This window comes from Thalassotalea sp. 1_MG-2023 (genome assembly GCF_030546745.1).
Lineage (GTDB): Bacteria > Pseudomonadota > Gammaproteobacteria > Enterobacterales > Alteromonadaceae > Thalassotalea_C.
The window spans coordinates 244,005-257,404 of record NZ_JAUOPD010000001.1; the positions used below are offsets into that span (position 1 = coordinate 244,005).

Below are 13,400 nucleotides of genomic sequence, written 5' to 3' on the forward strand. Positions count from 1 at the left end.
TCTCCTTGATTTCATTTAACATGTTCGAATGTAGATTAGCGAACACTGTGCCAATTTTTAACTTGTTGTTTTAACATTGAAAATTAATTTTTGTTTGAGGGCGTTGTGAAATAATTACAGGGTAAAGTGAAAAAAATAGTCATACAAAGTCAGTGAGATTTTGATATTTTTCACCTGTAACCTATATATGTCGAGGAGCAATGTTTCAATCACTAGCCCTGAATTAAAGTAGGTTTAATTCGTACAAAATTTGTACGTTAAAGTTCAACACGTTTTAACAATTTAATAACATTTCTTTACGGAAAATGTCGATAAAGCACTAAGATTACGCTGTGAATTAAGGTACACTTAATAAAAATAAACAGTTAACTAGAGATCTTGACTTGAACTTAAACACATTAAGCTTTTTCTCGCTATGCTGCGTTGTTTCATTTACGAGTGTAGCGCAAGAAGCGGCGATAGATTACGATAAATGGTTAAAAGATAAATTTCAGCAACAGCATGAAGAACTGTTACCCGTTGTTGCTGTGGCCGATATGTTTTTTGGCTGTAATAAAGCGCGTAATGTTGATGCTAGCCAGCCCAGTGTTAAACAGTTGATTACGAAAATGGGTCGAGACGAGCTTGCATTAAAGTTATCGGATTGTTTAGCTGGTGAGTTACCCAATTCAGATACCGCTCTTAATTTTGGTTTAATTGGTTGTTTTGATGAGCAATTAAAAGGTATGCCAGAAAAAGATAAGAAGGTTAAACAAAAATTAGTAAAGCAGGCAATTGCGAAGTTATCAAAATCTGACCGACAAAAATCGTTTACTCATTGTGTTACTGATCAAGCGATTTCTTATCTGAAATAATAGTATGTTGTTCGTTAAACGAACTGGGAAGAATATCAACACCAAGCCACTTTCCTAATTTTATCACAATAGGAATAGTAATTGGCGCAAACGGTAAAACGGCAACAACGCCTATACCTAAGCCTTTTAAAACATCAAGAAATTGCTTATTGGCAATTTTCATTTCGTCAGAAGATGCTTGACGCAAGGTGTAACGTTTATACGTAAACAGCATTTCTTTTGTTTCTTTTTTCTCTTGTTCTAAGGCGAGTTTAATCATCACCAATTGTCGTTTCAATAGTGAGGTGTGTCTACGTCGCTTGATGGAAACAACACGACGTGGGGCTTTAAAAACATGACGCCAAACTTTCATGGTTTATATTCTACCTTGTTTTTCGTAGATTAAACATCTACAAAAGCAATACAAGTCAAACTAATGATATAACTATTTGACCTTTTAAAGTTACATTAGCGTGTTAATGCCTCCTAAAGTATATGCATTACTGACAAATCAATTCAGTGCTAACAATGTATTGTCGTTACACCTTTTAGTTCTCGTAAAAGGTGTCAATATTTATTTCATTTAGTATAAACCGTATTGTTGATATAAACGGTTAAAAAAGAAAGAAAATAGTCACATTATTTAAACTTTTCAATATGTTAAATTATTGTTATTAACTTGTATTATGTGTTGAGTGATATTTCTATTGTTTTGATATTTAATCAACTAATAACATTTTGTAATAACTCTTTGGCTTACTTGATAAAAAAAGTTTAATAATTTGTAACAAATCGAGGAAAATTGACACATACTTCCTTTATCATATTTACAATGAATAGCTTATAGTAGCTGTAATTAAAAAATTATAAGAATGGTGAGGGTATGGGACAAGAAACACCGAAGGTTTTAGTCGTCGACGACGACATGCGTTTACGCGCATTATTAGAGCGTTACTTAGTGGAACAAAGCTTTGTAGTGCGCAGTGCAGCTAACGCAGAACAAATGGATCGCTTGTTAGAGCGAGAAAACTTTCATTTATTGGTACTTGATTTAATGCTACCAGGTGAAGATGGTTTATCAATTTGTCGTCGTTTAAGACAAATGAATAATGATATTCCTATTGTGATGTTAACAGCGAAAGGTGATGAAGTTGATCGCATTATTGGCCTTGAATTAGGTGCTGATGATTATATGCCTAAGCCTTTTAATCCTCGAGAATTATTGGCGCGAATAAAAGCGGTATTGAGAAGAAGAGTGACTGAAGCACCAGGCGCGCCATCGCAAGAAGAAAACGTTGTCGAGTTTGGTGAGTATTCGCTCAACCTTGCCACACGAGAAATGTGTAAAGGCGATATCAATATGCCATTAACTAGCGGTGAATTTGCCGTGTTAAAAGCGTTGATTACCCACCCGCGTGAACCTTTATCTCGTGATAAATTAATGAATCTAGCCCGCGGTAGAGATTACTCTGCATTAGAGCGCAGTATTGATGTACAAGTTTCACGATTGCGTCGTATGCTTGAAGAAGATCCGGCTAAACCAAGGTATATTCAAACTGTGTGGGGCTTAGGGTATGTCTTTGTGCCCGAAGGTAAGGCGGTTGCTTAACCATTTATGAGAATTTTGCCACGTAGTGCTTTTGGGCAAACCATATTATTAATTGGTATTTTATTATTGATTAATCAAGCAATCACGCTTGGTTCAATTATGGTCTATATTTTACAGCCGAACTCGGATCAAATAGAGCAATTATTAGCTAAACAAATTCGTGTGATTTTTATTGAAGTTGACGAACCAGTACTCAGTGCGAGTATGGTGAAGGCATTTCAACAAGAAACCGGTATCAATGTATACACTGAACAAGACGCCATGGAACAAGGTCTACGTGGCGCTATCTACAAAGAAATAGCTTCCCGTAATATGTCTAACTTATTAGGGGGACCAGCCGAAGTAAGGTTTACCCAAGAAGATGACTTTCTTTATTGGGTTCGCCCACCGCAAGCACCTGAATACTGGGTGAAAATTCCATTAAATAGTTTAGAAGAAGCAAACTACACCCCCCTCGTTATTGTATTAATGATTTTAGGAGGATTAAGTGTCATTGGTGGTTGGCTTGTTGTTAGACAATTGAATAGACCTTTAAAAGCGCTACAATCGGCAGCTCATCAGGTAGGACGTGGCGCATTTCCAGAACCGCTTAATGAGCATGGCACCACGGAAATTGTAGCGGTAACGCAAGCTTTTAATCATATGTCTAAAGGTATCAAACAGTTAGAGGAAGATAGAAATTTATTAATGGCAGGTATTTCTCATGACTTACGCACGCCATTAACCCGAATAAGACTGGCAACAGAAATGATGTCAAAAGAAGATGAGTTCTTAAAAGAAGGCATCGAAGGCGATATTGATGACATGAACACCATCATAGATCAATTTATTGATTATATTCGCCATGATAGTAAAGACACAATGGAGCTGATAGATCTTAACGTTTTGATCGGTGAAGTGGTTCAGGCTGAGTCAAATATTGATAGAATCATTACATTTGAGGCCGGAAATATCCCTAAAGTACCGGTAAGGTATGTGGCGATCAAAAGGGTAGTGTCGAATTTAATCCAAAATGCCTTACGTTATAGTGATGAGGATATTACGCTTACATCGGGTATTGATACGGCAAGCCAAAGCGTTTACTTTGCTGTTTGTGATTCAGGGCCTGGTATTCCTGAAACCGATATAGACCGTCTATTCCAACCATTTACTCAAGGTGATAAAGCTCGAGGCACTGAAGGGAGCGGCTTAGGGTTGGCGATTATTAAACGGATTGTAGATACCCATAGCGGTAAAATAGTATTATCGAACCGCGAACAAGGTGGGTTGTCTGCGAAAGTTTCACTACCACTACAACAGCCATAAAAAAAGCCGGAATAACCGGCTCTTCTATGTTGTGTATTTTTACACCAGTGGTCCTGCTTTTACTAAGGACTTACCGTTATCTGTATCGGTAAATTTAGTAAAGTTTTCAATAAATCTATTGGCTAAACCTACGGCTTTTTCATGCCATTCGTTGGCATCTTGGTACGTTGCTCTTGGATCAAGAATATTATCATCAACTCCTGCAATACCCTTAGGCACCGCTAAATTAAATAATGGTAATACTTCTGTTTCTGCATGATCAATAGAACCATCTAGAATTGAATCTATAATAGCGCGGGTTGCTTTAATTGAAATACGCTTACCTGTGCCATTCCAACCGGTATTCACTAAATATGCTTCGGCGCCAACATTTTGCATTCTATTACGTAATACTTCAGCGTACTTCGTTGGGTGTAAACTTAAGAATGCTGCACCGAAACAACTTGAGAACGTTGGCGTTGGTTCTGTTATACCGCGTTCAGTACCGGCTAATTTTGCAGTAAATCCAGAAAGAAAATAATACTCTGTTTGTTCTGGTGTTAATTTTGCCACTGGTGGTAAAACACCAAAGGCATCAGCGGTTAAAAAAATAACTTTTTTTGCATGCCCAGCGCGTGATATTGGCTTAACGATGTTTTCTATGTGATGAATAGGATATGACACTCGAGTGTTTTCTGTTTTAGCGTTATCATCGTAGTCAATTTTTCCATTATTATCGACAGAAACATTTTCTAATAAAGCATCACGACGAATCGCATTGAAAATGTCAGGTTCATTTTCTTCGCTTAAGTTAATGGTTTTTGCATAACAACCGCCTTCAAAATTGAACACGCCATTATCATCCCAACCATGTTCGTCGTCACCGATAAGTTCACGCTTCGGATCCGTTGACAGTGTTGTTTTACCCGTACCAGAAAGACCAAAGAATATGGCTACATCACCTTCTTTTCCAACGTTAGCACTACAGTGCATTGATGCAATCCCTTTAAGCGGTAGCAAGTAGTTCATCATGGAAAACATGCCTTTTTTCATTTCGCCGCCGTACCAAGTGCCGCCGATAAGCTGCATTTTTTCGGTTAAGTTAAACGCAACAAAATTTTCTGAGTTAAGGCCCTGCTCTTGCCACTTATCATTGGTGGTTTTAGCACCATTCATTACGACGAAATCAGGTTGGTAATCTTTTAACTCTTCTTCGGAAGGCCTAATAAACATGTTCTTAACGAAATGTGCTTGCCACGCAACTTCGGTGATAAAGCGTACTTTTAAGCGAGTATCTTCGTTAGCACCACAATAAGTATCGACAATGAATAGTCGTTTTCCAGAGAGACGACTGGTAACCAAGCCTTTTAAATGCTCCCATGTTTCTTGCGTCATGGGTTTGTTATCATTCTTACCTTGATCTGACCACCACACGGTGTCTTTTGTTACGTCATCACGAACGATGTATTTATCTTTAGGGGAGCGACCCGTAAAAATGCCCGTATCAACCGCGACAGCTCCTGATTCTGTCACTGTACCTTTATCAAAACCACTGAGTTCTGCTTTGGTTTCTTCTGCAAATAACACTTCATACGACGGGTTATAAACCACTTCTGATATATCGGTTATGCCGTATTGAGATAAGTTTAAGTTTTGTAACAAAGCAGTCATAGCGTGTCAGCTCCTAAAGGTATGACGTTCGGGTTAAGAATGTTTCAATCTGTCTTGAGGCGCAATTTTAGGCGATCATAAAATAAAACGAAAGGTTTTTTTGTTTCGAAGTGAAAGTTTTCAGTGTAACTTTCAAAAATGTTGGTTGAAAACTAACAGTGATATAAATAATCGATAGATATTTTTATTGATATTCAATGTTCAAAAGGGGTAGAGCGTAAGTGAGGTTAAACGGAAAAATGTAGGAATTGAAACAAAAAAAGTGAAACTCAATGGCTGAATTTCACTTTTTAAAGCCTAAAAGCTATCGAAACGAAAGAATATTCCACCAAATGGATTGGCTAAAAAATCTCACTTTCTGCACTTTTATTGGAATCAAAAATTTCATGGCTATTATCATGGGTAACATACTCGTTTGGTGCAGTGCCAAAAATAAAATATTCAAAGGTGCTACTTCGATCAGTTTTATCCGTTAATTTTCCAGTGGCTTTATCGATACGAACAGAAATAATATTTTCAGGTTGAACAAATGGTTCTGGAGGAAGTGTTTGCAAAGCTTTATCCATAAAGTCGATCCAAGCAGGTTGAGCAGACTTAGCGCCAAACTCTCTTCCAGTGATCTGATTTTTATCTAAGTTGTTATTATACGAAGTACTACCTAGGTTCCGAGACGGATCATCGAATCCTATCCAAGCTGTGGTGACGATGCGTCGACTAAAACCAGAAAACCAAGCATCTTTTGCTTCGTTAGTTGTTCCCGTTTTTCCTGCTATATCTCTTCTTTTTAGACTTCTTGCACGAAATCCAGTGCCTTGCCAACCTGGTGAAACTGACCAGTCAGCCCCCCATATAGCTTCATTTAGCGCTTGCGTTATTAAAAATGCATTTTGCTTGCTGATTACCCGCGTTGCTCGTTCATATTGGGGAGTGCTTTCTTCAATTGGTGAATCAGTTATTTCTGGTGCAAGTGGATCTGCAGAAATTGCTATGTTCTCTTTTTCTTCATCGCCTTGTTGATTAACCAACTCACTGCAATCGTCACAAGCGAATTTTGGACTTGCTTGAAAGATAATATTACCGTTGGCATCTTCTATCCTGTCGATAATATAAGGTTCTATTAAATAGCCTCCATTGGCAAAGGTTGCAAAACCTGTTGCAACTTCTAAAGGCGTTAATGAGGCAGAGCCGAGCGCTAAAGATTCATCGCGAGGCAGTTCGTCAGGAGCAAAACCAAAAGAAGCTAAATGTGGGATCATTTTATCTAAACCAACAGCGCGAAATAGCCTAACTGCAACGACGTTTTTAGACTGTGCCAAGGCCCTTTTTACACGAATTTCACCACTGTATTGTTCCGGTGAATTTTTTGGTCGCCAAACAACACCGGTACGTTGATCCCATTGGTTAATAGGTACATCATTGACTAATGAGGCTAAGGTAAAATTGTTTTCTAATGCTGCAGAATAAACGAAGGGTTTAATGTTTGAACCGACTTGACGCTTAGCTTGAGTAACACGGTTGAATTGTGATTGTGCATAATTAAATCCACCAATAACTGCTTTGATTGAACCATCATCAGGTGAAAGCGAGACTAAGGCAGAACTTGCGGAAGGTAATTGGCTTAACCTAAGCTGTCCTTGTTCTTTGGTCACGTAAATAACGTCCCCATAACGTAGAATTTCAGCAGCTTCTTTTGGGGCAGGCCCTTGTTTATTATCGTTGAAAAATTCTCGAGCCCAAGATAAGCCTTGCCAATTAATATTATCTGTAGAGAGATCAGCAAACATAATTTGTACTGAACGTTCGTTTACCTGTGAAACAACCGCAGGTATTAAAGGCTCATAGGGCGGTATTTGTGATAAAGCTTCTTGTATTTCTTTATCGGAAAGGGGTGAAACAGGCTGTTCAGCTTCGATATTTTCTTGTTCGTCTTCCTCTTTAGGTTCTCGCAAATGCATAATCGGGCCACGATAGCCATGCCGCTGATCATAAGCCATTAAGTTGTTAATCACTGCTTTTTTTGCTGCATTTTGTAGGGAAGTAGATACCGTGGTGAAAACTTTATAACCACCAGTATAAGCTTGTTCTTTGCCAAAGCGCTCAATCATTTCTTGGTGGGCCATTTCGGCAGCATAAGGTGCGTTAAGAGCAATTTCAGCGCCATGCTTTTGCGCGGTTATCGGTGCATTGAGTGCTAATTGATATTCTTGTTCTGTTATATAGTTAGTCACCAACATTCTATGTAACACAACAGCTCTACGCGCCTTTGCACGCTCAGGATTACTGATCGGGTTTATTGTAGATGGTGCTTTTGGTAAACCAGCTAATACCGCCATTTGGGCTAGGGTAAGATCTTGTACATTTTTATTATAGTAAACTTGAGCCGCGGCACCGAAGCCAAATGAACGATGTCCAAGTGGAATTTTGTTCATGTATAAAGCCAAAATTTCATCTTTCGTTAGCAACATTTCAATATGGAACGCTGTAAATATTTCTCGAATTTTGCGAATGTAGGTTTGCTCGCGAGTGAGAAAGAAATTACGCGCGACTTGCATGGTGATGGTACTTGCACCACCTTTATTTTGTCCCATTATTTGGCCAATGATTGCACGGGTCATGCCGATTGGATCCACGCCGAAATGCAGATAAAAGCGATCATCTTCGGTTGCAAGTACTGCATTAATAAGCTGCTGTGGCATTTCATCAATGGATAAAGGAATGCGCTTTTTCTCGCCAAATTGGTTCATTAAATTGCCATCAGCACTATAAATGGTCATTGGCGTTTGCCACTTAACACTTTTTAAAGAGGTTACGCTTGGCAGATCATCACGCATATATAAGTATAAAGCGCTCAGCGCAAAAACACCCGCACAGCCGATGTAAAATAGGACTTTGATCGTTTTTCTGAAAGATTTCAAATTAAACTGCTCGACAAAAATTTACAAAAATTGACTATAACTACTAGTATATCCTTTAAAACCATGTAATAAATGTATTTATATGGAAAATATATCTATATTATTATAATAAAATGATTTAGTAGGAAGTTATGCTTAGTAATCTATTGGGAAAGAAAGCTTCTCTCATTGCCGGAATCGACATTGGTTCACACTCTGCAAAAGCTGTTTTGCTTAGTCAAACTGGCGATTCCTATAAATTAGAATCGATTGCTACAGAATCAATGCCAAGAGGTGCCTTGATCGATAGAGAGATCCAAGACATCGAGGCTGTTGGCAAAGTGATTGCAAAATTACGCACACAAATCGCCTCTTCTGCTACATATGCTGCTGCCGCTGTTTCTGGACAAACCGTTATTACCAAAGTTATTTATATGGATGTTTCATTGAATGAGCAAGAACTTGCCAGTCAAATTGAAATAGAAGCCGACAGTTTGATCCCATATCCTCTCGACGAAGTGAGCTTAGACTTTGAACCTCTTGAGGTAAATGAATCTGACCCTACTAAAATCAACGTATTACTCAGCGCAGCCCGTACAGAATCTGTTGAAGCACGCGTTTCTGCTTTAGACACTGGAGGCTTTACGACTAAAGTCATCGACGTAGAATCATACGCGATAAGTCGTTCATATGACTTAATTTTATCGCAATTACCTGATGATGCTAATGACAAAGTTGTTGCGATGGTAGATGTGGGTGCCATGATGACACTTTTTTCAGTGACACAAAATGGCGAACATCTTTATAGTCGCGATCAAATGTTTGGCGGTGAACAATATACCCGTTCAATCGTCTCTTATTATAACCAATCATTTGAAGAAGCTGAGCTGGCAAAAGTTACACATAAACTTCCACCGAATTATACGTTTGAGGTGTTAGCACCTTTTCATACCATTTTTGTACAGCAAGTGCGTCGCGCGATTCAAATGTTTTTAACTTCTAGTGGTAAAGAAAAAATTGATTATCTTGTTGTTTCAGGTGGTTGCGCACAAGTTGAAGGTTTAGAAAAGCTATTGAATGAAGAGCTTGGTATACATACCATCATTGCGGACCCATTCACTGGGATGGAAATTTCAGCTGATATCGATAAAACTGAACTCTCGCAATCAGCAAGTCAATACATGGTAGCAGCAGGGTTAGCGCTAAGGAGTTTTTCTACATGGCATATATAAACTTACTCCCATGGCGTGAAGAAGCTGAAAAAGCCAAACAGCGACAATACTTTACGTTATTAACCGCCGTTGCTTTAGTTGCGTTTGCGGTTGTTTTTTTGGTTGGGCAATTTTATCAATTACGCATTGATGGCCAACTAGAAAGAAACCGCTTTTTACAAACTGAAATAGCCATTTTAGATAAACGTATCAGTGAAATAAAAACCTTAAATGAGAAAAAACAAGAGTTAGAAAAACGTATCTCAGTCGTTGAACAATTACAGCGTAGTCGAAATGTAGGTACGCAAGTACTTGATGAAATCTCTAAAATTGTGCCTTCAGGCGTTTATTTAACTAAGATGGAAAAACAAGGCAATACTATTCAATTGCTAGGTAAAAGTGAGTCAAACAATCATTTAGCTAATATGATCCGTAACATTGAAGGCTCAGACTTATTAACGGATGCCGTGCTTGAATCTATTACCTCTAATGATGCAACAAGTAAATTATTAAGTGACTTTAAAATGCGTGTTCGTATTAAAGGCTTATTAAACGCTGACGAGCAAACAGCAACCCAAGGGGCGAGTTAATGAAAATAGACTTCTCGCAATTTGACAACTTAGAACTCGACAATATCGGTAATTGGCCACCGTTAGCAAAGGGAGTGTTTGCAACGTTCCTCGCTATTGTTGTGATAGCGTTGGGCTATTTTCTTATTGTCTCAGATAAGATCAAGCAACTCGATAGGGTTGTCGCTGAAGAAGCAACGTTAAAACAACAGTATCAAAGTAAATATTATGTTGCAGCCAATCTAGAACTCTTTCAACAACAGATGGTTGAAGCGGAAACACTCTTTGCAGAGCAATTAAAAAGTTTACCTGAAAGCCATGAAACTCCTGGTTTATTAGATGATATTACTTTTGTTGGTACGACTAGCGGCTTAGATTTTGTGAAGTTAAATTGGCAGCCAGAGATAACCCAAGAGATCTATATCGAGTTACCTATCGATATAGAAGTGGTTGGTTCTTATCATGAGTTTGGAAATTTTGTTAGTAAAATTGCAGGGTTACCGCGTATTGTTACTTTGCATGACTTTGATATCAACATGGTAGCCGATACAAGCGGTCAGCTAAATTTAAAGTTACAGGCTAAAACCTATCGGTATAGGGAGACAGCACAATGATAAAACAACGATGCTTACCTCTTTTACTAGTATTTTTAGGTGGTTGTTTTAATGATAAGGCTGATTTACACGCACACATTGAGCAGGTGAAATCAACAACACCAAGTACTATCGAGCCAATGCCTGAAGTGCCAGTGTTTAATCATGTCGAATATGGCGCATCGACTTTACGAAGTCCATTTGATGCACCAAAACCTGAAGCGATCCAAGAAAAAATCCAACAAATGTCAGGTTGTTTAAGTCCTGATCCACGAAGGCGCAAGCAACCGTTAGAAAAGTTCGCAATCAGTGATTTATCAATGCGTGGTACGCTAGGTGAGTTAGGTATCACATGGGCATTGGTTCAGGCATCTGATTCCACACTTCATCGTGTTGCAGTCGGAAGCTATCTAGGGCTTTATAATGGTCGAATTACAGAAGTCAGCCAAGATAAAGTGAAAGTGGTAGAATTAATCCCAGATGGTGCTGGCTGTTGGGTTGAGCGTGAAACGACTGTTGCTATGGTTGAAGCTGATAGTCAAGGGCAAAGGAACTAATGATGTTGCAAATAAATAAAATGAAAATGAAAAATGTTAAGTGGCAACACAAGCTTGTTGTATTGGTTCTTTTGTCTGTATCTTCGATATTTTCAATGGCCGCTGAGGTAACTTCCTTACGTTATAACACGCTGCAAAATGATGAAATCGAGTTAGTGTTTTCATTATCTGAGCCCATTGCTGAATTACCAAAAGTTGAAACGTCAATGACGCCAGCGCATATTGATATTACTTTTGAAGCAGACAGTTTTAATCAAGCATTGCTTGAAACAAGCATTAAACACGCAGGCGTTGAAACGGTAACCATGCAAAAAATTGCTGGTAATATTGTTGCTCGGGTTTCGTTAGATAAATTAGCCATTTTTGATGTTAGTGCCCAAGGTAATGAATTTTCATTGCTATTAAATAAAGATGTTGCACCAAAAGCGATTAACAACTTATCGCCAGTAGGTGGGCAGTTTATTAACAAAATATCGAATATTGACTTTCGTCGTAATAAAGACGATCAAGCACAAATTATTGTCAGTCTTGATGATAGTATGGTCGCTGTAGATGTTAGTGACCGTCTAGGTAAACTCTTTATTGAATTTCATAATACAGAAATTACCGAAGATCTCTTATATCAATTAGATGTGACCGATTTTGGTACTAAAGTGACGACCATTGAAACCTTCAAAGAAGGAAAGAATGCACGCTTAGTCGTGGATATTGATGGTAGTTTTACTTTTGAACATAAACAGCAACAAAATGTGTTCTCGTTAACAGTAACAGAAGATGTGAAAGCGCCTGGTTATTTAGCGGATTCAGAAGACTTTAGCGGGCGCGCAATCTCTCTTAATTTTCAAGATATTCCGGTCAGAACAGTGCTGCAAATTATTGCAGATTTAAACGGTTTTAATTTGGTTACAAGTGATACTGTTTCGGGCAATATTACGCTAAGGCTTGATGGTGTCCCATGGGATCAAGCGTTAGATATTATTCTTAAAGTTAAAGGCCTAGATAAACGCATGGAAGGTAACATTTTAATGGTTGCCCCAGGAGATGAACTTGCCGCTAGAGAAGCTCAAGAATTACAAGCACAACAACAAGTGGCTGAACTTGCCCCGCTTTATTCTGAGTACATTCAAGTAAACTATGCAAAAGCGATTGAATTTGCTGCTCTGGTTAAGAATGAAGAAAACAGTATTTTATCACCTAGAGGTAGTGTGAGTGTTGATGAAAGAACGAACACCTTATTGATCCGAGATACTGCACAAAGTATTGAAGATGTTAAACGAATGGTGAGCGTTTTAGACATTCCAGTACGACAGGTAGTGATTGAATCTCGTATGGTAACGGTTAAAGACAATATTAATGAAGAGCTTGGTATACGCTGGGGAGTTACTGATACTGATGGCGAGTATGCCTCTTCGGGATCTATAGGAGGCACTAATTCTGCTAATAACGGTTCAGTACCTTCTTTACAAGATAGGCTTAATGTTAATTTACCGGCTTCTTCTGCTGCTGGCAGCATCGCTTTTCAGGTGGCTCGCTTGGCTGATGGTACGATTTTAGACTTAGAATTAAGCGCGCTTGAAAATGAGAATAAAGGCGAAATTATTGCTAGTCCTCGTATTACTACCGCAAACCAAAAAGAAGCTTATATAGAGCAAGGTGTTGAAATTCCATATCAAGAAGCAGCTTCAAGTGGCGCAACATCAACCCAGTTTAAAAAAGCGGTATTGAGTTTGAAAGTTACCCCACAGATAACCCCGGATAATCGTATAATTTTAGACTTAATTGTGACACAAGATACCGTTTCTGAAGTGACCAATGGCAGTGCACCTGCGATAGATACTCAAAGAATAGGTACACAAGTGTTGGTTAATAATGGTGAGACTATCGTCTTAGGTGGTATTTATCAGCAATCAGTGATCAATAGCATCTCAAAAGTGCCAGTTTTAGGTGATATTCCATACTTCGGTTGGATGTTCCGCAACACAAATAACTTCAATGAGAAAAAAGAACTGCTTATTTTCGTCACGCCGCGTATTGTAACTGAAAGATTTTAAAGACTTTTTGCAAGTAAACTGTGTTTTTGTCCATTGCTTACTTGCAATCTAGGGTTAACAATTGCGATAATTACGCCCTTAAAATTTTCGAGGGAGGTTCCCTCTTACCCATAAACGCAAATTAATTA

General features: G+C 38.5%; 11 protein-coding genes. 8 read left to right on the plus strand and 3 right to left on the minus strand.

Annotation, left to right across the window (positions count from 1 at the left end):
* The first annotated feature begins 383 nt into the window (after window positions 1-383).
* Window positions 384-854 carry a hypothetical protein gene (locus tag Q4489_RS01015; RefSeq protein ID WP_303475918.1) on the plus strand — a complete coding sequence of 157 codons (471 nt, stop codon included), beginning with the start codon at window positions 384-386 and terminating at the stop codon, window positions 852-854.
* Here the strand turns inward: Q4489_RS01015 and Q4489_RS01020 are convergent.
* Window positions 823-1,206, minus strand: coding sequence for a hypothetical protein (locus Q4489_RS01020; protein ID WP_303475921.1), 384 nt, complete (start codon window positions 1,204-1,206; stop codon window positions 823-825). The two genes, Q4489_RS01015 and Q4489_RS01020, sit on opposite strands and share 32 nt — an antisense overlap.
* Before the next feature lie 510 nt (window positions 1,207-1,716).
* Between Q4489_RS01020 and ompR the strand changes: the two genes are divergently transcribed.
* Together ompR and envZ are read left to right on the plus strand one after the other, a co-directional pair.
* Window positions 1,717-2,442 (plus strand): two-component system response regulator OmpR, encoded by a 726-nt coding sequence (ompR, locus tag Q4489_RS01025; protein WP_286271055.1) that lies wholly within the window; start codon window positions 1,717-1,719, stop codon window positions 2,440-2,442.
* A gap of 6 nt (window positions 2,443-2,448) precedes the next feature.
* On the plus strand, window positions 2,449-3,747 hold the full coding sequence (gene envZ / locus Q4489_RS01030; RefSeq protein ID WP_303475927.1) for a two-component system sensor histidine kinase EnvZ: 1,299 nt from the start codon (window positions 2,449-2,451) through the stop codon (window positions 3,745-3,747).
* A 39-nt stretch (window positions 3,748-3,786) separates the two neighbouring features.
* Here envZ and pckA read toward each other — a convergent pair whose 3' ends face one another.
* Complete coding sequence (gene pckA / locus Q4489_RS01035; RefSeq protein ID WP_303475930.1) at window positions 3,787-5,397, minus strand: phosphoenolpyruvate carboxykinase (ATP); 1,611 nt, start codon at window positions 5,395-5,397, stop codon at window positions 3,787-3,789.
* A 341-nt stretch (window positions 5,398-5,738) separates the two neighbouring features.
* Window positions 5,739-8,312, minus strand: coding sequence for a penicillin-binding protein 1A (locus Q4489_RS01040; RefSeq protein WP_303475932.1), 2,574 nt, complete (start codon window positions 8,310-8,312; stop codon window positions 5,739-5,741).
* 131 nt (window positions 8,313-8,443) lie between these two features.
* Between Q4489_RS01040 and Q4489_RS01045 the strand changes: the two genes are divergently transcribed.
* The 5 genes from Q4489_RS01045 to Q4489_RS01065 are packed head-to-tail and all read left to right on the plus strand — an operon-like array spanning window position 8,444 to window position 13,272.
* Complete coding sequence (locus tag Q4489_RS01045) at window positions 8,444-9,523, plus strand: pilus assembly protein PilM (protein WP_303475934.1); 1,080 nt, start codon at window positions 8,444-8,446, stop codon at window positions 9,521-9,523.
* Window positions 9,511-10,092: a PilN domain-containing protein gene (locus tag Q4489_RS01050; protein WP_303475939.1), complete on the plus strand. Its 582-nt coding sequence runs from the start codon at window positions 9,511-9,513 to the stop codon at window positions 10,090-10,092. Before Q4489_RS01045 ends, Q4489_RS01050 begins: the two co-directional genes overlap by 13 nt.
* The gene (locus tag Q4489_RS01055; RefSeq protein ID WP_303475941.1) at window positions 10,092-10,685 is read left to right on the plus strand and encodes a type 4a pilus biogenesis protein PilO; all 594 of its coding nucleotides are present in this window, start codon (window positions 10,092-10,094) and stop codon (window positions 10,683-10,685) included. The genes Q4489_RS01050 and Q4489_RS01055 overlap by 1 nt, the downstream gene beginning before the upstream one ends.
* The gene (locus Q4489_RS01060; RefSeq protein ID WP_303475944.1) at window positions 10,682-11,221 is read left to right on the plus strand and encodes a pilus assembly protein PilP; all 540 of its coding nucleotides are present in this window, start codon (window positions 10,682-10,684) and stop codon (window positions 11,219-11,221) included. Before Q4489_RS01055 ends, Q4489_RS01060 begins: the two co-directional genes overlap by 4 nt.
* A 2-nt stretch (window positions 11,222-11,223) precedes the next feature.
* Window positions 11,224-13,272, plus strand: coding sequence for a type IV pilus secretin PilQ (locus Q4489_RS01065; protein WP_303476133.1), 2,049 nt, complete (start codon window positions 11,224-11,226; stop codon window positions 13,270-13,272).
* The last annotated feature ends 128 nt before the right edge of the window (window positions 13,273-13,400 follow it).

Bases quoted from the DNA above. Each gene is read 5' to 3' on its own strand.
- Q4489_RS01020 (WP_303475921.1), bottom strand. From the start codon at position 1,206: ATGAAAGTTTGGCGTCATGTTTTTAAAGCCCCACGTCGTGTTGTTTCC.
- ompR (WP_286271055.1), top strand. From the start codon at position 1,717: ATGGGACAAGAAACACCGAAGGTTTTAGTCGTCGACGACGACATGCGT.
- envZ (WP_303475927.1), top strand. From the start codon at position 2,449: ATGAGAATTTTGCCACGTAGTGCTTTTGGGCAAACCATATTATTAATT.
- pckA (WP_303475930.1), bottom strand. From the start codon at position 5,397: ATGACTGCTTTGTTACAAAACTTAAACTTATCTCAATACGGCATAACC.
- Q4489_RS01045 (WP_303475934.1), top strand. From the start codon at position 8,444: ATGCTTAGTAATCTATTGGGAAAGAAAGCTTCTCTCATTGCCGGAATC.
- Q4489_RS01050 (WP_303475939.1), top strand. From the start codon at position 9,511: ATGGCATATATAAACTTACTCCCATGGCGTGAAGAAGCTGAAAAAGCC.
- Q4489_RS01055 (WP_303475941.1), top strand. From the start codon at position 10,092: ATGAAAATAGACTTCTCGCAATTTGACAACTTAGAACTCGACAATATC.
- Q4489_RS01060 (WP_303475944.1), top strand. From the start codon at position 10,682: ATGATAAAACAACGATGCTTACCTCTTTTACTAGTATTTTTAGGTGGT.
- Q4489_RS01065 (WP_303476133.1), top strand. From the start codon at position 11,224: ATGTTGCAAATAAATAAAATGAAAATGAAAAATGTTAAGTGGCAACAC.